The organism is Aeromonas sp. BIGb0445 (genome assembly GCF_024809075.1).
Taxonomy (GTDB): Bacteria; Pseudomonadota; Gammaproteobacteria; order Enterobacterales; family Aeromonadaceae; genus Aeromonas; species Aeromonas rivuli.
Genome location: NZ_JANUES010000017.1, coordinates 1 through 19,367 on the forward strand (window position 1 = coordinate 1; position 19,367 = coordinate 19,367).

A 19,367-nucleotide genomic window follows, 5' to 3' on the forward strand; every position below is an offset into this window, starting at 1 on the left:
TGACGAGAAGCGCACCCTCTCTGCTGGTCAGCCTGCTCAACCAGGAAACCAGCAGCAGCTTCGACAACCAGGCCTTTCGCCGTCTGGACTGACATGAATCCCGATGGTGAGAAGCGCACCCTCTCTGCTGGTCAGCCTGCTCAACCAGGAAATCAGCAGCAGCTTCGACAATCAGGCCTTTCGCCGTCTGGACTGATAGCGCCCCAGCGGGCACAGGATCCGCCAATATAACAAGGCCCCGCAACCTGACAGGTTGCGGGGCCTTCTCGTTGTGGATCAAGTCATTGTAATTCGAAGCGGCTGATCGCCAGACTGAGCCGCCCTGTGTCTTGAGCGAGGCGGGCAACGATGGCCTCCCCTTGCTGGCTATGATGGCTTGACTGGGCGCTGAGCCCGGCTATCTCCTCCACGATGCCCGCCACTTCCCGGGCGGTGCGCGATTGCTGCTCAGTGGCCGTGGCGATGGTGGCAAGCTGAAGGCAGAGCGCCTGTACCTGGCCGATGGCCCCCTGCAGGGTCTGACTGACGCTGCCGACCGCGCGGCTCCCCTCCTCCACCAACAGGGTGCCACCGCGCACCGTGGCCACGGTCTGACGGGTCTGCTGCTGGATACTGGCGATGGTCTGGCTGATTTCGGCGGTGGATTGGCTGGTGCGACTGGCCAACTGGCGCACCTCGTCGGCCACCACTGCGAAGCCTCGCCCCTGCTCACCGGCCCGCGCCGCCTCGATGGCGGCATTGAGAGCCAATAAATTGGTCTGCTCGGCGATGGTGGCGATCACCTCGGTGACTCTGCCCACCTGCTCGCTCTGGGCGCTAAGCCGCATCATGGCGTCATTGGCCTCGGCTATCATGGCGGCGATGGCGCCCATGGTATCCACCATCTGGCCGAGTGCCTGATCCCCGGCCCGGCTCTGCACTTCGGCATCCGCCGCGGCGCGGGCGGCCTGGGCAATGCTGCCCGCCACCCCTTCGCTGGTGACCGAGATCTGGTCAATGGCTGCGGCGACATTGCCCACCCGCTGATGCTGGCTGGCGAGATCCGCCACTATGGTGCGAGTCGTGTGACTCACTTCACCGCAGGCCCCCTCCACCTGGCTGACCGCGCCCTGGATATCGGCCACCAGCTGGCGCAACTGGGCCGACATCTGGTTCAGAGAACCGGTCAGCCCCCCCAGCTCATCACGGCGGCGCACCGGCAGTGGTTCGGCGGGCAGGCAGCCGGATGCCACCAGACTGGCACGGCGCTCGAGCAGACGGATGTCCCCCGTCAGATGGCGACTGAGCCAGAAGGCCACCAGGGTGCTGAGCAGCAAGACGGCCAGGGTAGAGGCGATCAACATGGTGCGAATACGGCTACTGGCACCATCCATCTGCGCCCCCATTCGCGCCACCTCGGCATGGGTCTGACTGACCTGATCCGCAAGCTGGCCGGCCAGCTCGTGCAGCACAGGCTCAATCTCTTTGGCCATCAGATAGTTGGCTCTGTTCCAGTCCGGTGCCTGACGTTTGGCGATCACCTGCCCGACCAGGTCACTGAAGGGGGTCGACATCTCCTCGAACAGCCCCCAAAGCCTCTTCTGCGCCTCGGTGAAGTCGGCAGCCTGCCCCCCGATCTCCGCGACCCGCTGGCGGTGGAACTGGTAGTAATCCTGATACTTCTGACGGTAGTCAGCCTCCCCCGAGATGAGGTAATCACGCAGCGCCGAGAGTGCGTTGGATAGACCGTTATAGGCATCCCCCACCTGTTTGAGCAGGCGGCGTCTGTCTCCGGGCAGCAGGCTCTCCTCGCTCGCCACCTCCTCGTTGGTGAAGGATTGCAGCTGATCCAGGGCAGCCTCCGCCAGGGGACCGGCTTCTTGCAGCATCAGGGTATGGGCAGGCAAGTTGTCATCGGTGTGGGCCAGATCCCACAGCTGCTGCTGACTCAGCTTGAAGACGGCCAAGCGCTCGCCCAGCGCCGGGGCCATGGTCTGCCCCTCGATGCGCTGCCAGGCATCCTGCCACTCCTGCTTGAGCCGCTGTGCCTGGGCGGGATCCTCACCGAGGATGAGATAACCACGCAGGGCTGAGACGGTGGCCACCAGCGCCTTCTGACTCGCCTCATCTCGCTGCAAGGCGGGCAGGGCCTGGTGCATCAGTGCCTGTTCCGAGGCACTGATCTTGTTTTGTTGATGATGAATGAGTACCGCTGACAGCAGGATCAGCAGATTGACGAAGCCGAAGGCGAGTAACAATTTTGCGGAAATTTTCATGAACATCCTTGTTCCGGGGAGAGCGCTTGAGCGCTGCGTCGATGAGTCTGGCGACCAGCGGATGCTACCTGTAGCGAGCTCTGCTGATGGCGGGGCGGCTCCTTGCCAACCAGGTTCGAGACTATCACAGTCACAACTGGCAGGGGCAGCCACTGGACTCGCTACCAGGTGGCCCTTCAGGACTTATCGGACCGATGGTGGGGGTTCATGAGGGAAAACACCGGGGAAGATAGAATGATTTTCGGCGAAGCGGGCCCCGGGGGCCCGCTGTTAGCCGGGATGGGGGCAAGGCCCCCATCCATCAGGTTATTCGATTCCCAAGCCGGTAATCGGTTTGGTATTCCCGCTCACGCAGGTGGGAAACCTGCACGGCCTCTCCTTCCAACCCAATGTCTTTGAGCAGGGCGGGTGAGAGATTGAGCAGGGTACGGCGCTGCTCGATACGGGTGATACGAAACTCGATGAGGCGCGCGGCGCCACGCAGCAGGGTCAGTTCGATAGACATATGATCTCTCCGTTTGAACGTTGCAGTTCTCCCGAAGAGCGGGGAAATTCACCCGGCGGAAGAACCGCGGGTGATAAATAGTGACAGTGTTACCTGCTCACTCCACGCGGCAAAAGGGTACGAACGGACACACGGTCAGTGCCGTGTCGAGTCGCAACGTTGAACATTGAATGTTGCATATTCGTCTCCTTAACGTGAAAAGTGGAACAAGTGTCGAGAGTGTAAAAAAGCAGCGGATTCAATTCAAGCGTCCCCCTTGCCCTCACCCCCATCTGGGGAGGGAGACCACTTCAGCCTGTCACTGCAGGGATGACCGCCTCAGATGCCGGAGAGCAGCCGGTACTCCTCCAGCACATAGGTATCCGTCATGCCGCTGACGTAATCGAGCAGCAGCCGCATCCGGTAATACCACTCCTGCTCGGCGCGGCTCTGGAAACGCGCATCCAAGCTTGCCACCGCCAGGCGGTATGCCTTGAGGTGGCGCGCCGACAAGCGGTGGAACAGGCGACGGGCGAAGAAGAGCTCGGCCCCCCCTGCTCCTGCCAGCAAGCGGGCAAACTGGGGCTCTGGCAAGGCCAGCAGGCAGGAGTAGGTCGACAGCACGCCACGCAGGGCGGCGTAGCCTTCGAGCTCCAGCGCCTCCACTTCCGGGCGCATGAACACCTGTTCACGGGCCACTTGCTTCAGGGTCTCGAGCACCCGGGCCGCCGGTGCCTGACCACTGAGCAGCGCATGGGGGTAACTGCCGCAGAGGATAGCCTCATGCTCGGCCAGATAGGTCTGCGCCGCCAGAGCCACCAGATCATCGGTCAGCCGCTGCCGGAAATGAGGGAAGAACCCCTCGGGCGCCTGTCGGGATTCTTGCAACAAGGCCTGCATATACTCCCCCTCGTCGGCCCGCGCCAAGGCGCGCCTCAGCTCGCTCTGGCTGAGGATGCGCCTGTCCACCGCATCTTCGAGATCCGCGATGCAGTAGGAGATGTCATCCGCCGCCTCCATGATGTAGACCAAGGGGTGACGACAGCCAGGGGCCAGCCCCAGGCTCAGGCTCAACTGTGCATAGAGGGGTTGCTCGCTGAAGAAGATGCCGCGCTTGGTCGCCCAGCCATGATGCTGGGCCTGGCCGCCGGCGTGGCTGAGCTGCTCCGGGTATTTGCACAAGGCAGCCAGCTGCCCCAGGGTCAGGTTGAGCTCATGCAGGCTGTGCACCAGGCGCAGGCTCTGGGCATTGCCATCAAAGCCGAGCAGGTCGGCGCGCAATAGCGGCCACTGTGCACTCCCCTGCCCCACGGCCGTCGCAAACAGAGGGTCGAGCTGTTCGCCGAGCCACTGCCCCATCACCTGTTCACCAAAATGGCCGAATGGCGGGTTGCCCACGTCATGGAGCAGGCAGGCCATCTCCACCAGATTGATAAACGACCAGGGGCAGACGGCATCCAGGGGCAGTGCCCCTAAAATTTGGCGACTGATCTGGCGGCCGGTCTCCTGCACCTCCAGGGAGTGAGTCAGCCGGCTACGCACCGAGGCCTTGACATCAAGAGGGAACACTTGAGTCTTTTGCTGCAGGCGGCGCACCGGCGCCGCCTGGACGATGCGGGCCCTGTCAAACTCGGTCGCCGCCAGCAGGCTCTCCTCCCCCTCAGGCAGGATCCGGGGATGGATGCGCAGGGCCGGGATCAGGGTCTGGTACATGGGGTCACTCCTGCAGCCAGCTGCGTAGTCGGGCTATGTCGCCGGGATAGGCAAGACGCAGCGATTCAATCCAGTCTTCCACATTCTCCCACCAGGCGGGCTGATCCGGGGTCTGGATCAGCTGGGCCAGCTGTTGCAGGCGGCGCAGGCCGATGGAGCCGGCGGCGCCCTTGATCTTGTGGGCCTCCTCCACGACTCCCGCCTGATCCCTGGCAATCATGTTCGAGTCGAGCACGGCCATGTAGTCCGGCATCATCTTCTCGAACAGATCCACGCTCGACAGCAGGATCGGCTTGCCGACCGTGTCGGCGTAGTCAGTCAAAAAGCCCAGATCCAGCAAGTCGTTCTGCTGCGTCTGCTCGGTGGCGGCCTCAGCCTCCTCGTCGGCCAGATCGGCAAACAGGTGCGCGATCACGGCGCGCACCGCCTGGGAGCGCAGCGGCTTGTTGATCACATCCTGCATGCCGCGCGCGAGGTAATACTGGCGATCGCCGGTGACGTTGGCGGTCAGCGCCACCATGGGGGGCAGGCTGTCGCCATACTGGTCCAGCAGGGTACTGGCGACATCGAATCCGGTCATGTCAGGCAGCTGGATATCGAGCAGGATCAGATCGAAGTCATCCGGATTGGCCATGGCGATGGCCTCACTGCCGGTGCGGGCCACCTTGACCTCATGCCCCAGTTTACCGAGCAGGGCGCAGGCGACGGTGACATTGAGCTCGACATCCTCCACCAGCAGTATGTCGAGGGTGAGACCACTGTCGGGGGACTCGGGTTCGCTCACCGGCTCGACGCAGGCCACCTCCAGCTCGGCGGTGAAGCAGGAGCCCTCCCCGACATCGCTGTCCACATAGAGCTGACCGCCCATGGATTGCACCAACTGGCGGGAGACCGCGAGACCGATACCGGTGCCGGTGGCATGCTTCTGCCCCTCCACCTGGTAGTACATGGCGAAGATCTTCTCCTGCTGGGGACGGGGAATGCCGATGCCGGTGTCTTCCACCTCGAAGTGCAGTGCCAGCTTGCCCGGCGCTTCGGCCTCATGGGCGAGGCAACGGATGGTCACCCCCCCCTCGTCGGTGAACTTGACCGCGTTGCCCACCAGATTCCACAGCACCTGACGCAAGCGGGTTCCGTCGGCCATGACGAACTGCGGCATGTCGCCATCCCGGTCGAAATGCAGATAGAGCCCCTTCTGCTCGGCCTGGATGCGCGACAGGGTCTCCAGCTCATCGAGGAAGGCGGGCAGGTCAATGCGGGTCGGTACTATCTCCAGCCTGCGCCGGTCGAGTTTGTCGAGATCGATAATGTCGTTGAAGATGTTGCCGAGGGTCACGGCGCTCAGGTGGATGGTCTTGAGCTGCTGGTGCTGGGCGGGAGAGAGCGGCGTGTCCATCAGCATCCGGCTCAGGCCCACTATGCCATTGAGGGGGGTGCGCAGCTCGTGGCTGATGGTGGCGATGAAGGTGGTCTTGTCGCGACTCGCCTTCTCCAGCTTGTCCTGATACTGCTTGCGCTCGGTGATGTCACGGCCAAAGCCGAGCAGGCCGAGCCGCTTGCCGAAACGGTCGAAGAAGGGCACCTTGCGCAGTTCGAAGTAAGCCTTGCGGCCATCGGGATATTCGAGCCACTGCTCATAGGTCATGGGTTCATTGGTGGCGAATACCTGTCGGTCGGTCTCCACCACTTTATTGGCGATATCCAGCTTGTAGACATCAAATGGCGTCAGACCGATCAGCTCAGCCTCGACCCGGCCAGTGAGCTGCTCCATGGCGGTATTGCAGCCGGAGAACTGCTCGTCCTCGTTGCGGTAATAGACCAGATCCGGGGAGCAATCGATGAAGGATCGCAACAGGGCGGTGCGCTCCCCCAGGTGCAGCTGGGCCTTCTCGCGCTGAAACACCTCGTTCTCCAGATCTTCGATGGCCTGCTGGCGCAGAGTCTCGGCCCGGTTGGTCTCGGCTATCTGGACGTTGAGACGACTGATGTTCTCCTGTAGCTGGCTGTTGAGTTCGAGGTCGCGCTCGCGCATCTCTTGCAGCTTGCGCACCATACGGCTCAGCCGTTGCCGGGAGTCCTCGAGTTGATCCACCACGATGGAGAGAAAGTAAACGGCCCAGGGGGTGACCAGCAGACCGAAGAAGACGGAGCGCACCAGATCGACCACATCGATGGTGCCGCGCAGAAACAGGGTCACCCCCATCTGGATGGAAACCGCCAGCACTATGATGGCCGCCGCCAGGAACATGCTGAATCGCACCAGTCCCAGCTTGGTCATCAGATCCACATAATACTGGGCCCAGGATTTAATCTGCTTCATCTCGTTGTTTTCTCCCCGTTATTCGCTTCCCAGAATACCAGCCTCAACGCCGGAACGCTTGCCCTCCCTCGCGGGGATGGCGCCTCGCCCCCGCCTTTGTGAGCCAAGCCCCACTGGCGTCCATGCGGCGATCTGCTCCTGGTCAGCCCGCGGAGGAAGCAAGAGCCCGGCTCCCCCGCCCTTTACCTGACAAAAAACTCAGTAGAATCAGGCACCACGCCTCGGCCAAAACAGCCTCCATTGGCGCAGACAGCCGCCCATCAGCGCCCTATAATGCCCATCGCTTATTAGTTTGAAACGTTCTCGTTTGAGGAGTGAGAAATGCACAAGAGTCTGTTGCTCGGTCTCGGCTTGTTGGCCGCAGGTCCCCTTCATGCCGAGATCATCGAGATCCCGGCACAGTCTGGTTTCTCCGGCTTCCTGCTCGGTGGCATCAACGCCAGCAGCTACGAATCCAACTTCTACAAGGGACATGACAGTCATGACCGCATCGACAACCTGGGCTCGGCCGAGCGCTCCGATGGCCTGACCCCCCTGATCAATGCGGATCTGCGTTACACCTTCGCCGACTCCCGTACCCAGTTGTTCCTCGGTAACCTTATCCAGGATGCGGTGCGTTTCGACTTCACCCAGCAGTTCGGGGTGCGGCAGCAACTTGGCGACAAGGGCATCATCGCCGGCTCTTACGTGTTCAGTGCCCTGCCCACCGAACAGTGGCAGGATCCCTTCGCCACCGGGGTAGACAGAGAGACTACGGATCGCAGCTCCCGCGGCATGCGTCTGAGCTGGGACAAGATCTGGGGCTCGAATTTCAACGGCAAGGCGACGATGCGCAAGATTGATATCGACAACGAACACAGCGGCGAACGCTATGGCCGCGATGTCGCCCAGCAGCTGGATCGCAACGGTCATGAGTATGCATTTGAACTCGGTTACCTGTGGCGCTTTGCCCCGGGTCAGCTGCTCGAGCCTGCACTGGTCTACAAGCAGGCGGATCTCGATGGCCGCGCCGAGAGCTATGACAGCACAGGTGTGCAGCTGAGCTATGGCGTCAAGGGCAGCCAATGGTCTCTGGTCAGCAACCTCTATCTGGGCCAGCGTGACTACGATGCCGTCCAGCCAATCTTTGGCCGACGCGCCGATGCCAAAGAGTTCGCCATCGGTGGCTCATTCTTCTGGCACCAGCTGTTCGGGGTCGCCCCCCTGTCCGGAGTGGTGAGCGCCAGCTATGCCAAGGCCGATTCGGACATCAGCTTCTATGACAGTAACGCCAGCTCCCTGAGCGCCGGCCTGCTCTACAACTTCTGAGTGCTGAGCTCATAGCAAGAAGGCCACCCTGGGGTGGCCTTCTTGCATCAGGGGTGGGCGGTCGGCCCATGCTGGCGAGCACTCGCTAACCCGGAACTAGAGGCCGAGGGAGTCGAGCAGATCGTCATGATCGTTGGCCATTGCGGCCTTGGGAGCGGCGCTCGGCGGCGCCACCTGGCCCTGTTTGGTGAGGGCAATCAGCTCGTCCGGGCTCAGCTCCTCCTGATCCCGTCCCTCATTGTGCAGACGGATGAACTCCGCCTTGTCCATCGCCAGCTCCAGATAGAAGATGTTGTTGCGGGCGGTGAAGAAGGTGACACGGCGCGACTCGGGATTATCCAGGTTGGTATCGACGCTCAACATCACCTGCTTGTTCAGGGCCAGCATCTTGGGCTGGTTCTGGGTGATGTGAGTCTCCAGATCGCGACCCACCTTGTGGGTGAAGTTGCCGACTATCTGGTTCATCAACTCCCCCATCACGTTGCTCACCTCGTCGGAGGTGTGGGAGATGGCGAGATCCGCCTTGGAGAGGCCCATGCTCAGCATGTAGCTCTCGTAGAGCTCCATGGCCGCGGCGGCAGAGAAGTTGATCACCACCAAACCGGAGAAACCGCCGTCGAACAGCACGAAGCAACCGATGTCGGGCTTGAGACAGGTCTTGCTTATTTTCTGCACCATGCCGGAGAAGCGCACCTGACTCTGGCTGGCGGCACTCAGCACCTTGGTGACCGAGTTGCACAGGCTCAGTAGTACATCTTCCGTGGTCAGCACGGTATCGTCATCGGCTCTCGTTACTATCATGATCTCTTCCTGAACGGCGAAAATGGGCTTATCTATAGCACAACTCGGCGGCGCGCACTGCTCCTTGCCATCAGGCTGGGAGCCAGCGCCCTCTTGAGTCACTCATCAGCATTGACCGGAGTGAAATCGACGAGGGTGGCGAGCGCCGTCCGCCATGTATCGGCCTCGCTCGCCAAAACTTGTGGATCATAGGCGATGACCGGGTGAGCCCCCCAGATGGGACCCGGCCAGGCCTTGTCGGCGATGAAGCGCGCCACATGATGCAGATGCAGTTGGGGCACCAGATTGCCGAGGGCCGCCACATTGAGTTTGTCAGGGCGCAGGCGCTGCTCCATCAAGGTCGCGACGGCGCAGGACTCTTGCATCAACTGCTGCTGCTGAAGGGGAGCCAGATGATGGATTTCCCGCAGATCGGCAACCCTGGGCACCAGGATCAACCAGGGATACTGACTCTCTTTGGCGAGCAAGACACGGCACAGGGGCAAGTCGCCGAGCACTCGAGTGTCGGCGGCCAGGCGGGGATGCAGTTCGAACATGAAAACCTCGGCGCGGTTAAGGGGGCACTGATGTGGGCCCACCTTACTGTATGCGCTTTGGCAAGGAAAGCAGGAGAGCGGACGGCAAGCGCGCTCTCCTGCTCGTCACTGACACTAGAGCTGAGGAACGGCCCAGCCGATGAAGCGCTTGCGCAGCGCCGGATCGGCCTGCAGGAACAGTTGCTGCAACTGGGCCTCCAGGCCGCTGGCGCTCAGCGGCCGAGGGCTTGCCCCCTGCACGGCCTGCGCCGGGGCGATCAGTGCCAGCGCCGCAACCCCGCCATCCCGGTTGTAATCGGCCAGGCGCTCGGGCCAATCGATGCCCAGTTGCAGACCCTGGCTGGCCAGCTCATCCTGAGTGAAGGCGACCGGCTGGCCCTGACCATCATCCAGACTAAGCTTGGGCGCCTTGGCAAAGGCGGCCATCTGCTCGCCACTGTTCAGTGCACCGGCGGCGACATCCGGCAGCAGTTGCAGCTGACTGCTGTGGCGTTCGACCCGAACCACCTGCGGCTCCGAAAGATGATGGGTGTCGTTGTCGCTGCTGGTGCGGCTCTCTTCCACCCCGTCATAGCGGATCAGCAGCTGAGCGACACCCTCCTTCAGGGTGGCGCTGTGCTCATCGAGGATCTTGCCCTCTTGCACCGCCAGCAGCTGAAACGGCGCAGGCACCGATACCCTGATCTCGGCCAGCGCGGCCGCACTCCATGACCCTGCGCCCAATAACAGGGCAAGGCCCCATGCTCTGTTCATCCTGTCATCCATTATCTGTTGCACTCATGGCCCGCTACCTTAACGAGCCTTTGTGACAGACAGATAACAGCCAGGAGTGGCCATCTGGCCGGGGGGGTTGCTATTTGCGCACTGTGCGGCGGATATCCTCATCCCCCCTGTTTTACCCAACGCTTGAGCGCCCTCACACCAGATAGTGCGGATGCTCTTGAAACCACGCCTGCAACAGTTGCTTGAACAGTTTGATCTTGCGCGGTACCCGCCGCTGCTGGGCATGGAGGATGTGAACGGGATGCAGCGCGCTTTGCCAGTCGGGCAGCAGCAAGCTCAGTTGGCCCCGATCCAGCAGGGGCTCGACCAGCATCAACGGGCACTTGGTGGGCCCCATGTCGGCCACCGCCAGTTGCACCAGGGTGCTGTAGTGATTGGCGCGCACCCGGCCCTGCACCAGTATGCTGACCTCCTCCCCTTCCCTGTTGAAATGCCACTGCTCCCAGGCAGGATTATGATCTTGCAGCAAACAGGAGTGGGCGGCGAGTTCATAGGGGGTCGTCGGCAGACCATGGCCCGCCACCCAGGCTGGGCTCGCCACCACCACATCCCTGAGCCGTCCCAGCGAGAGGGCGACCAGATTGTCCGGGATCCGCTCCATGGCACGCAGGGCGATGTCATGTTCCCCCTGGCGCATGTCGAGGGCGGTATTGGTGAAGTTGAACTCGACCGTCACCCCGGGGCAGAGGCGCGCGAAGCGCTCAAGCAGCTCGGCCGCCATCCTGTCTCCGGTGCTGACCGGGCAGGTGAAACGCAATCGGCCGCTGTCCTCTTCCGTCAGTGCCTGTATGTCCTGCTCAGCCTGCTGGGCCAGGGCAAAGATCTGACCCGCCTGCTGGTAGAGGGTCTTGCCTGCCTCGGTCAGGCTGAGCCTGCGGGTGGTACGTTGCAACAACTGGGCATTGAGGCTGCGCTCCAGGCTGCTGACATGGCGGCTGAGCATGCCTTTGCTCACCCCCAGTGCGTCGGCTGCGGCCGAGAAACTGCCCCTCAGTACCACCTGATAGAAGCTCGATAGATGGCCTATCTCCACTTAATTGACTCCAAAATGACAACAATTGGTTTATTTTAAGCGCTTTTTCTTCTTTTTTGGCGCGCTATTATCAACACATCCCAACAAGGAGTGCAGCCATGAAAATAGTGATTGTCGGTGCCAGTGGCACAGTCGGTTCCGCCGTCAGCAACCTGCTGGCAACTCAGCATGAGATTGTCCGGGTCGGCCGCAGCCAGGGAGATGCCACCGTCGACATGACGGATGGTGCCTCCATCGCCGCCCTGTTTGCAGGCATCGGCCAGTTCGATGCCCTGGTGGTCGCCAGCGGCAATGTGGCCTTCGCCCCTCTCACCGAGCTGACCGATGAGCAGTGGCAACTCGGTCTGGAGAGCAAGCTGATGGGCCAAGTCAAACTGACCCGCGCCGCCATTCCCTATCTGAACGAAGGGGGTTCCATCACCCTGATCAGCGGCATATTGAGCGAAGAGCCCATCAACTGGGGCAGCAGTGCCACCACCATCAATGGCGCCATAGAACACTTCGCCAAGGCAGCCGCCTGCGAGCTGCCCAAAGGGCTGCGCATCAATGTGGTGAGCCCGACCGTGTTGACCGAGTCGATGGATAAGTACGCAGCCTTCTTCCCCGGCTTCGAGCCCGTGCCGGCCGCCCGAGTGGCTCTTGCCTATCAGAAATCCGTGCTCGGGGTGCAGACCGGCCAGGTGTTCAGGGTCAATGCTTGATCCCTGCGGCCTCGCTGCCAAGCCAGATCAGCAATAAAAAACGGGCCCCGCAATGGGGCCCGTTCATTTATCAGCTGGCTGCTTTCATCACCAGCAAACGTTTGTTTTTCGGCGATAAAAAAGCGTAGCCTCAGTCGATCAGGCCGTACTGCTCACGCAGCACCTCGATGATCTCCTGCTTGGGATTGGCACTGCGCACCAGCTTGTGGCCGATGATCTTCTCGGCGATACCCACGTAGGTGTTGGAGATATCCATCATCACCTCGGTGGGCAATTTGTTGTCCCGAGCCAGGGCAAAACGTTCCGGCATGCGGTGCTTGTTGAGCAGGATGTCCGGATCCGGGAAGTGGTTCAGCAGCCACTGACGGAAACCCTCTTTGGATTTCTCGATGATCTCGCCTTCGCGCAGGGCCGGGCCGTCCCAGATGCGGGAGCTGTCCGGGGTGCCCACTTCATCCATATAGATGAGCTTTTCGCGGCCTTCGGCATCATGGACGTAGCCAAACTCGAACTTGGTGTCGACAAAGACCTGATCCAGCGCGGCCAGGGCATCGCTGATGACACTGAAGCCTTCCTTGAGCAGCACTTCGTAGCGATCTATGTCATCCAGACTGCTGAAGTTGAAGCCCTGGTAGTGGCGCTCGATGTCGGCACGGGAGACGTTGACGTCATCGGCCTCGGGCACCCCTTCCAGACCGGTCAGCACACCCTTGGTAGAAGGGGTGATCAGGGTCTCAGGCAGCTTCTGATCCTTATTCAGACCTTCCGGCAGTGTGATACCGCAGAATTCGCGCTCGCCATTCTTGTAGGCACGCCACATGGAGCCGGTGATGTACTGGCGGGCAATGGCCTCGATCATCACGGGACGGGCTTTTTGCACTATCCAGACGAAGGGGTGCGGGATGTCCAGGATGTGGCTGTCGGCCAGTCCCTTCTCCTTGAACAACTTGAACCAGTGGCTGGAGATGGCATTGAGTGCCGCGCCCTTGCCCGGTACGCCGTTCAGTCCGTCCACCCCCTGCCAGATGCAGTCGAAGGCAGAGATACGGTCACTGATCACCATGATGGCCAGCGGCGCATCGGCCGGCACATCATAGCCTTTCTCTCTGATGAGCCGGGCACTGTCTGCCGGGGTCAACCAGTAGACGCTGCGCACTTTGCCGGAATGGACAGGTTTATCGGTACGGATCGGTAAATCGTCATTCACCGCCAATACTTGATCTGCAAGACTCATGGCTTTTAACACTTCCTGTTGTGGGGGTTGATAAAACACACATGCCAGGCCCCTGTTGCTGGGGACCAGCCAAACACACGCACCAAGCAAGCCCCCAGTTTGTAGGGGATTAACCTAATAAAACAGGGGCACTAGGCCCCTGTTTCTATTCTGCTGTTGCTGCGGCTTGATCGGCCTGGGCCTTGGCGAATGCCTCGGACAGACTGATATACATCTGGGAGATAGTCCCGGACGACACAGGTTTTTTATCCTTGTCGAACAGGGTGATGGAGGTCTTGCCCCCCGCCATCTCGCCGAGCTGGAAGCGGTATTTATCCTCCTCCAGCTTGAAGGGCTCAGCCCCCTTGGCTTGCCAGAAATCGCTGCCCGGATCGTCATACTCGACGTCGATCCAGCCCAGAGACTGTTGGGTATCCTTGATGACGAAACCGTAGCCAGGCAGGATCTGGTTGAGGCGACGCCACACCTGATCGAAGGATCCCCCGGCAATCCAGGCGCTCAAATCGTTGTTGTCCAGACCGAGCTGCAACGCCATGCCATCGCTGGATTTGTGCTGCTCGCGCGCCTTGAGCTCTTTGTCGTAATAGAGGGAGAACTGGTTCAGGGCGCGGGTCGCGTAGCGTTTGGCCTCGGCTGGCGTCAGGCTGGTCGTGGTCTCACCGTCGAGGATCTCTTCATGATCGACCACCTTCACCGACATGTTGACCGCATGGCGCTGGAGATCATTTTTCAAGACGAACTGGTAACGCTGACGGATCTGATAATCGTCATCTTCCTCACCCCAGCCATCGAGCGCCAAGGTGTTGTCGAACCAGCCGGTCTCCAGTACACCGCTCTGGCGATCCAGCGTCTCGGTAGTGACCTTGTATTTGGCCAGGAAGTTCATCAGGAAGGCCCAGGTATCATTCTGAATATCCTGCTGGGTGCTCAGGGCATAGAAAGAGACCGTGGGGTCGGCCGCATTGGCCACCACCTGGCTACCCGGTACCACAGTCAACAACTGGGCGGGTGGACGCACGTCCACCTTGGCACCAATGGCGCCTTCGCGGCTGCTCTCGGGCAGGGCGGGGATATTGAAATCGCTGTTAAAGGCGGGGCTCTGCAACCCGGCAGGTATCAGGAAAGCGCGGCCTTCCAGGCGGGCTTCCTCATACTCGAAACCACGGTTGGCCATCTTGCGTTCTGCCGGTGAGCTGCAACCGGCCAGTACGGCCAGGGTCACCACACTCATGGCCAGACGCACTGCACTTCCCTTTCCGTTTGTTTTAAACACTCGCCATCAACTCCGCAGTCGTCAGAGCCTGCGTCATCGCCTGTTTGCCCTCGGGGGTGAGGTCGGTCAGCGGCAGACGCAGGGTCGCCGTCGCTATCAATCCCAATCGGGCACAGGCCCACTTGACGGGGATGGGACTCGGCTCGCAGAACAGAGTCCGATGCAACGGCATCAATCGATTGTTGATGTCATGGGCCAGACCGGCATCGCCAGTCAGGGCAGCACGACACATGTCGGCCATCTGGGCCGCCGCAATATTGGTGGTGACGGAGATGACCCCATCGCCCCCTTGCAGCATAAAATCACATCCAGTCGCATCATCGCCACTGTAGAGAAGAAAATCGGATCCACACAACTCGCGCAGCAGCGGCGTGCGCGTCAGATCGCCGGTTGCCTCTTTCAAGCCGATGATCCCCGGCACCTTGGCCAGCCGAGCCACTGTCTCGGGTTTGAGATCGCAACAGGTGCGCCCCGGCACATTATAAAGAATTTGAGGCAGACCACTAGCCTCGGCGATCGCACAATAGTGACGATAGAGACCTTCTTGGGTCGGTTTATTGTAATAAGGGGTGACAGAGAGACCCGCTACCACGCCAGTTTGGGCGAGACGTTGAGAGAGCGCGATAGCGTGAGCCGTGCTGTTGGAGCCACAACCGGCGATGACAGGCACGCGTCCGCCAGCCAGGGCCACGGTCCTTTCCACAACGGCGATATGCTCCTGCTCACTCAGGGTAACCGACTCCCCCGTGGTGCCGACCGAGACGATGGCCGAGGTCCCGGCAGCCACGTGGTACTCGACAAGACGGGCCAGACTGGCCCAATCGACTTCACCTGAAGCCAGCATAGGGGTGACAAGAGCGACAAGACTACCGCGTAACATGGATATTTCTCCCGATTTTCAGGGGCGTAATGGTAAAGCTGACCCCTTTGAAAAACAAGGGAGGCAGGTGGCAAGCCGTGTTACCATCCGCCACAAAACGGCGCTATGTCCGCAATGGTGTTCCCCTGCGTGGACCACGGCTCACCCGAGCCTTCTTGCGCCAGAATAATGAATGGACGAGAGAGGACTTATGACGCATTACCTGGTCGTAACGGCCATCGGCACGGACAGGCCTGGCATAGTAAACGAAGTGACTCGCCACGTGAGTGGCTGTGGCTGCAACATTGTCGACAGCCGCCTTGGCATCTTCGGCAACGAATTCACCTTCATCATGCTGCTGTCCGGTGACTGGAACAGCCTGATGCAGCTCGAAATAAGCCTGCCCCTGCGCAGTCAGGAGTGGGATCTCATCACCATGATGAAGCGCACCGAGCGCCACCACTCCCTGCAATACGACACCAATGCCAGTGCCGAGATCCTGATCCGTGACGAGCCGGGCATCGTCAGTCAGTGCACCCAGTTCTTCATTGATCATGGCTGGGACATCCAGGCCATGCAGACCGAAACCCGGGAGCAGCAGCCTTACAACCGTTTCAAGGCCGCCTTTCAACTCAACCTGACCCGCACGGGCGAGGTCACCGATTCCGAGGCCGCCTTCGCGACCTTCTGTCAGAACCTGGGCGCCGAGTCGTTCGAATTTATCATCCACCGCAAGCATGCTTGAGGTGGGATCCCCCCGATTGCCCGCTTCACCAAGGAGCCAAGATGTCCGCCATTGAACCCATCACCCCCTTGTCAGCCGGTGCCATGGCACCCGATTTCACCCTGCAAGATCAGGATGGCCAACCAGTTCGCCTGAGCGATCTGCGCGGCAAGAAGGTACTGGTCTACTTCTATCCCAAGGCGATGACCCCGGGTTGTACCACCCAGGCCTGCGGCCTGCGCGACGTCAATGCGGAGCTGGCCACCCTCAATGTGGAGGTGCTTGCCATCAGCCCGGATGCCAGCACACGCCTCAAAAAATTCGCACAGCGCGACAGCCTCAATTTCCGGCTGCTCAGCGACGAAGACCATGCCGTGGCAGATGCCTTCGGGGTCTGGGGTCCGAAGAAATTCATGGGCAAGGAGTATGACGGCATCCATCGCCTGAGCTTCCTCATCGACGAGGAGGGCAAGATTGTCCACCGCTTCGACAAGTTCAAGACCAGCAACCACCACCAGGTGGTGCTGGACTTCGTCAAGGGCTAAGCCCATCCCCGCAACCGGGGCAGCCCTCCCAGCCATGGCTGGGATGAGACAGATGAAACAAGAGAGGGCCCGGGGCCCTCTCTTGCTGTGTGCCGTTGTGTCGCACTCTCTTTGATACCCCCACGTTGGGCACGACCCGACTCACCGCCAGGTTTTTTGACGACAACTCCCCTTCGAGATCAAAAAATTCATCTGATATCTGGGTTAACTTGGTGCCAGTTTCATCTTGCAGCGAGAAAACCCATGAACATGAGCCACACCGAGCGCCTGATCCTCAGCAACCAGTACGAGATCCTGGCCAAGCTCAACCCGGAGCAAGCTGCCCACTATCAGCGCGCCAGTACCATCATCGAAAAGGGTTACTGCCTGCAGATCCTCGAGCTGGAAAAACACTTCGGCCACCTGGATCTGGCCACCTGCCAAGGGGTGCTGGACACCCTGGAGCTGCACCATGCCCTGGCCATCTCCTGGGGGAACCTGGATCCGGTCAATCAGGGGGAGATAGCAGCCAGTCGACTGCGCTTCAACGGCTACAGCCGCAGCCAGGAAGCCGCCCTGGCAGACTATGTCTGCTTCCTGCTCGAGGTGGACAAGCGCTTCCCCGAGCTGGACTGCCCCTGCGACGAACTCTCCAGCGACATTGCCATGGGTGACAAATACCAGCGGATGCTGGCGGTGTGGCGCCAGTGTCCACGTCAGTACAAGCTCTCCATCCAGGAGATCCGCAAGATCCTGGCCGCCTGAGGGTACCGCCGATGCAAAACCCGCCCGATAAAAAAGGCGCCCCGGGGCGCCTTGATGCATCGAGCTGGGCTCACTCGTAGAGGAAGGATTTATCGAGCTGCTTGAAAGCGGCGTTGAGGGTATCGGCCAGCTCTTCATAGCGAGGCTGGGCCACCAGCTGACGGCGGCCACCCTGCTCGTTCATCTTGCTATTGATCTCCCGATACCAACTGGCCAGAGAGGGCGGCAGGCGGGTGGCGGCACGCTGGCCGAGCCAGTAATAACCTTGCAGCGGCAGGCTGAGCAGGAAGAGCACGCTGGTGATGACCGAAGGCCAGTAGTAATCCTGACCAAACTGGAACTGCAGCATGATGCTGAGCACGGCCAGGGCCGGGATCACCTTGAGGGCAAACTCGGTGGCGCGGATGACACGGTTTTCAGGAAACAGCGGATTGAGCTCGGGACGGCGCGGCCAAATCGTCATATAATGTCGGCCTTGCTGTAACTTAGTTCCAAAAGAATTCATGCTCATATTACCTCCGAGCTAATTTTGAACGTATTAACGGCAAAACCGCGTAAAAATTTGATGGAACATAGCAAAGGTTTAGGATGACTTTGTTATTTTTCAACAATGAGGTTATCCTTTGTCCGCCTATTTTTACCGCCAGTGGCCCCTCGGGCACCCATCGGCAGGCGTCAGGATTTCGGGTCTTGTATCACTATACAAGGGGCAAGCAACAGATTGCCAACCCTCATAAGGATAAGTTGAAGATGTTGGACGCCTTTGCGTCCGTGCAGTCCTCCTACACAACCCAATCTGCGATAGGATTTATTCATGAGTAAGCTGGTTCTTGTACTTAACTGTGGTAGCTCTTCCCTGAAGTTTGCCGTGATCGATGCCACCACAGGCGACGACCTGCTGTCCGGCCTGGCCGAGTGCTTCGGTCTCGACGATGCCCGCATCAAGTGGAAGCTCAACGGCGAGAAAGGCAGTGCCGATCTCGGCGCCGGTGCCGCCCACCAGGAAGCGCTGGACTTCATAGTCAACAAGATCCTGCCCCTGAATCCGGCCCTGGCCGAGAACCTGATCGCCGTCGGTCACCGTGTGGTGCATGGTGGTGAGAAGTTCACCTCCTCCGTGGTCATCACCGACGAAGTGGTCCAGGGCATCGAAGATTGCGCCACCCTGGCCCCGCTGCATAACCCGGCCCACCTGGTCGGCATCCGTGCCGCCCTGAAAGTGTTCCCGCATCTGGCCGACAAGAACGTGGCCGTGTTCGACACCGCTTTCCACCAGACCATGCCCCAGGAAGCCTTCCTGTATGCCCTGCCGTACAAGCTCTACAAAGAGAACGGCATCCGTCGCTACGGCATGCACGGTACCAGCCACTACTACATCAGCCTGGAAGCGGCCAAGATCCTGAACAAGCCGGTCTCCGAGCTGAACATCATCAACTGCCACCTGGGCAACGGCGGCTCCGTCTGCGCCATCAAAAATGGCCAGTCCGTCGACACCTCCATGGGTCTGACCCCGCTGGAAGGTCTGGTGATGGGTACCCGTTGTGGTGATATCGATCCGGCCATCATCTTCCACCTTCATGACAATCTGGGCATGAGCGTGGCCGAGATCAACACCATGCTGACCAAAGAGTCCGGTCTGCAGGGTCTGACTGAAGTCACTTCCGACTGCCGTTTCGTCGAAGACAACTACGACAGCAAAGAAGAAGCCAAGCGTGCCATGGACGTTTACTGCTACCGCCTGGCCAAGTACATCGGCGCTTACGCTGCCGCCATGGATGGTCGTCTGGATGCCGTGGTCTTCACCGGTGGTATCGGTGAAAACTCCGCTCCTATCCGTGAGATGGCCCTGAACAAGCTGGCGCTGCTGGGCTTTGACGTCGACCACGACGCCAACCTGAAAGCCCGCTTCGGCAAGGGTGGCGAGATCTCCAAGGCTGGCTCCACCAAGGCCCTGGTTATCCCGACCAACGAAGAGTGGGTCATTGCCCACGACGCGCTGGATCTCGTCGGCGCATAATTTAGCTGTAGAGCAAGGCCGCCCCAGGGCGGCCTTT

General features: G+C 60.4%; 18 protein-coding genes and 1 pseudogene. 7 read left to right on the forward strand and 12 right to left on the reverse strand.

Annotated features, from left to right (window positions below; all coding sequences use genetic code 11):
• A pseudogene (locus M2367_RS19315) lies at positions 1-92 on the forward strand (transcription/translation regulatory transformer protein RfaH); the annotation flags it as partial.
• A 189-nt stretch (positions 93-281) separates the two neighbouring features.
• Here the strand turns inward: M2367_RS19315 and M2367_RS19325 are convergent.
• The 4 genes from M2367_RS19325 to arcB form a co-directional block, all read right to left on the reverse strand.
• A complete protein-coding gene (locus M2367_RS19325) occupies positions 282-2,255 on the reverse strand; it encodes a methyl-accepting chemotaxis protein (RefSeq protein ID WP_259237970.1) in 1,974 nt (657 codons plus the stop codon).
• 301 nt (positions 2,256-2,556) lie between these two features.
• A complete protein-coding gene (locus tag M2367_RS19330) occupies positions 2,557-2,760 on the reverse strand; it encodes a DUF1127 domain-containing protein (RefSeq protein WP_005892507.1) in 204 nt (67 codons plus the stop codon).
• A 318-nt stretch (positions 2,761-3,078) separates the two neighbouring features.
• On the reverse strand, positions 3,079-4,452 hold the full coding sequence (gene dgt, locus M2367_RS19335) for a dGTPase (protein WP_259237974.1): 1,374 nt from the start codon (positions 4,450-4,452) through the stop codon (positions 3,079-3,081).
• 4 nt (positions 4,453-4,456) lie between these two features.
• The gene (gene arcB, locus M2367_RS19340) at positions 4,457-6,772 is read right to left on the reverse strand and encodes an aerobic respiration two-component sensor histidine kinase ArcB (protein WP_259237977.1); all 2,316 of its coding nucleotides are present in this window, start codon (positions 6,770-6,772) and stop codon (positions 4,457-4,459) included.
• A gap of 321 nt (positions 6,773-7,093) precedes the next feature.
• On the opposite strand from arcB, the gene M2367_RS19345 reads away from it, so the two are divergent.
• Entirely contained in the window at positions 7,094-8,080 is a 987-nt protein-coding gene (locus tag M2367_RS19345; protein ID WP_259237978.1) for a DUF2860 domain-containing protein, read from the forward strand.
• 96 nt (positions 8,081-8,176) lie between these two features.
• On the opposite strand, the gene M2367_RS19350 is transcribed toward M2367_RS19345, so the two are convergent.
• The 4 genes from M2367_RS19350 to M2367_RS19365 form a co-directional block, all read right to left on the reverse strand.
• Complete coding sequence (locus M2367_RS19350; protein ID WP_042040320.1) at positions 8,177-8,881, reverse strand: DUF3334 family protein; 705 nt, start codon at positions 8,879-8,881, stop codon at positions 8,177-8,179.
• Positions 8,882-8,979: 98 nt separating this feature from the next.
• The gene (locus M2367_RS19355) at positions 8,980-9,417 is read right to left on the reverse strand and encodes an HIT domain-containing protein (RefSeq protein WP_259237981.1); all 438 of its coding nucleotides are present in this window, start codon (positions 9,415-9,417) and stop codon (positions 8,980-8,982) included.
• A gap of 114 nt (positions 9,418-9,531) precedes the next feature.
• Positions 9,532-10,170: a DUF2057 domain-containing protein gene (locus M2367_RS19360; RefSeq protein ID WP_259237984.1), complete on the reverse strand. Its 639-nt coding sequence runs from the start codon at positions 10,168-10,170 to the stop codon at positions 9,532-9,534.
• A gap of 163 nt (positions 10,171-10,333) precedes the next feature.
• The gene (locus tag M2367_RS19365; RefSeq protein ID WP_259237985.1) at positions 10,334-11,233 is read right to left on the reverse strand and encodes a LysR family transcriptional regulator; all 900 of its coding nucleotides are present in this window, start codon (positions 11,231-11,233) and stop codon (positions 10,334-10,336) included.
• Between the two features lie 98 nt (positions 11,234-11,331).
• Here M2367_RS19365 and M2367_RS19370 point away from each other — a divergent pair, with 98 nt between their 5' ends.
• Positions 11,332-11,934, forward strand: coding sequence for a short chain dehydrogenase (locus tag M2367_RS19370; RefSeq protein ID WP_259237987.1), 603 nt, complete (start codon positions 11,332-11,334; stop codon positions 11,932-11,934).
• A gap of 130 nt (positions 11,935-12,064) precedes the next feature.
• Here the strand turns inward: M2367_RS19370 and M2367_RS19375 are convergent, their stop codons facing one another.
• From M2367_RS19375 to dapA, 3 genes are all read right to left on the reverse strand, one after another.
• Complete coding sequence (locus M2367_RS19375) at positions 12,065-13,168, reverse strand: phosphoribosylaminoimidazolesuccinocarboxamide synthase (RefSeq protein WP_224432140.1); 1,104 nt, start codon at positions 13,166-13,168, stop codon at positions 12,065-12,067.
• 145 nt (positions 13,169-13,313) lie between these two features.
• Complete coding sequence (bamC, locus tag M2367_RS19380; RefSeq protein ID WP_157013878.1) at positions 13,314-14,441, reverse strand: outer membrane protein assembly factor BamC; 1,128 nt, start codon at positions 14,439-14,441, stop codon at positions 13,314-13,316.
• Complete coding sequence (dapA, locus tag M2367_RS19385) at positions 14,434-15,321, reverse strand: 4-hydroxy-tetrahydrodipicolinate synthase (RefSeq protein WP_259237992.1); 888 nt, start codon at positions 15,319-15,321, stop codon at positions 14,434-14,436. Before dapA ends, bamC begins: the two co-directional genes overlap by 8 nt.
• A gap of 190 nt (positions 15,322-15,511) precedes the next feature.
• Here dapA and M2367_RS19390 point away from each other — a divergent pair, with 190 nt between their 5' ends.
• The 3 genes from M2367_RS19390 (at position 15,512) to M2367_RS19400 (ending at position 17,313) form a co-directional block, all read left to right on the forward strand.
• Positions 15,512-16,045 (forward strand): glycine cleavage system protein R, encoded by a 534-nt coding sequence (locus M2367_RS19390; protein ID WP_224432138.1) that lies wholly within the window; start codon positions 15,512-15,514, stop codon positions 16,043-16,045.
• Positions 16,046-16,104: 59 nt separating this feature from the next.
• On the forward strand, positions 16,105-16,569 hold the full coding sequence (gene bcp / locus M2367_RS19395) for a thioredoxin-dependent thiol peroxidase (RefSeq protein WP_224432944.1): 465 nt from the start codon (positions 16,105-16,107) through the stop codon (positions 16,567-16,569).
• Positions 16,570-16,812: 243 nt separating this feature from the next.
• Positions 16,813-17,313 (forward strand): YfbU family protein, encoded by a 501-nt coding sequence (locus M2367_RS19400; RefSeq protein ID WP_259237994.1) that lies wholly within the window; start codon positions 16,813-16,815, stop codon positions 17,311-17,313.
• A gap of 70 nt (positions 17,314-17,383) precedes the next feature.
• Here the strand turns inward: M2367_RS19400 and yfbV are convergent, their stop codons facing one another.
• Positions 17,384-17,824, reverse strand: coding sequence for a terminus macrodomain insulation protein YfbV (gene yfbV, locus M2367_RS19405; protein WP_042040332.1), 441 nt, complete (start codon positions 17,822-17,824; stop codon positions 17,384-17,386).
• Positions 17,825-18,127: 303 nt separating this feature from the next.
• Between yfbV and M2367_RS19410 the strand changes: the two genes are divergently transcribed.
• Positions 18,128-19,330 (forward strand): acetate kinase, encoded by a 1,203-nt coding sequence (locus tag M2367_RS19410; protein ID WP_259237998.1) that lies wholly within the window; start codon positions 18,128-18,130, stop codon positions 19,328-19,330.
• Positions 19,331-19,367 lie beyond the last annotated feature (37 nt).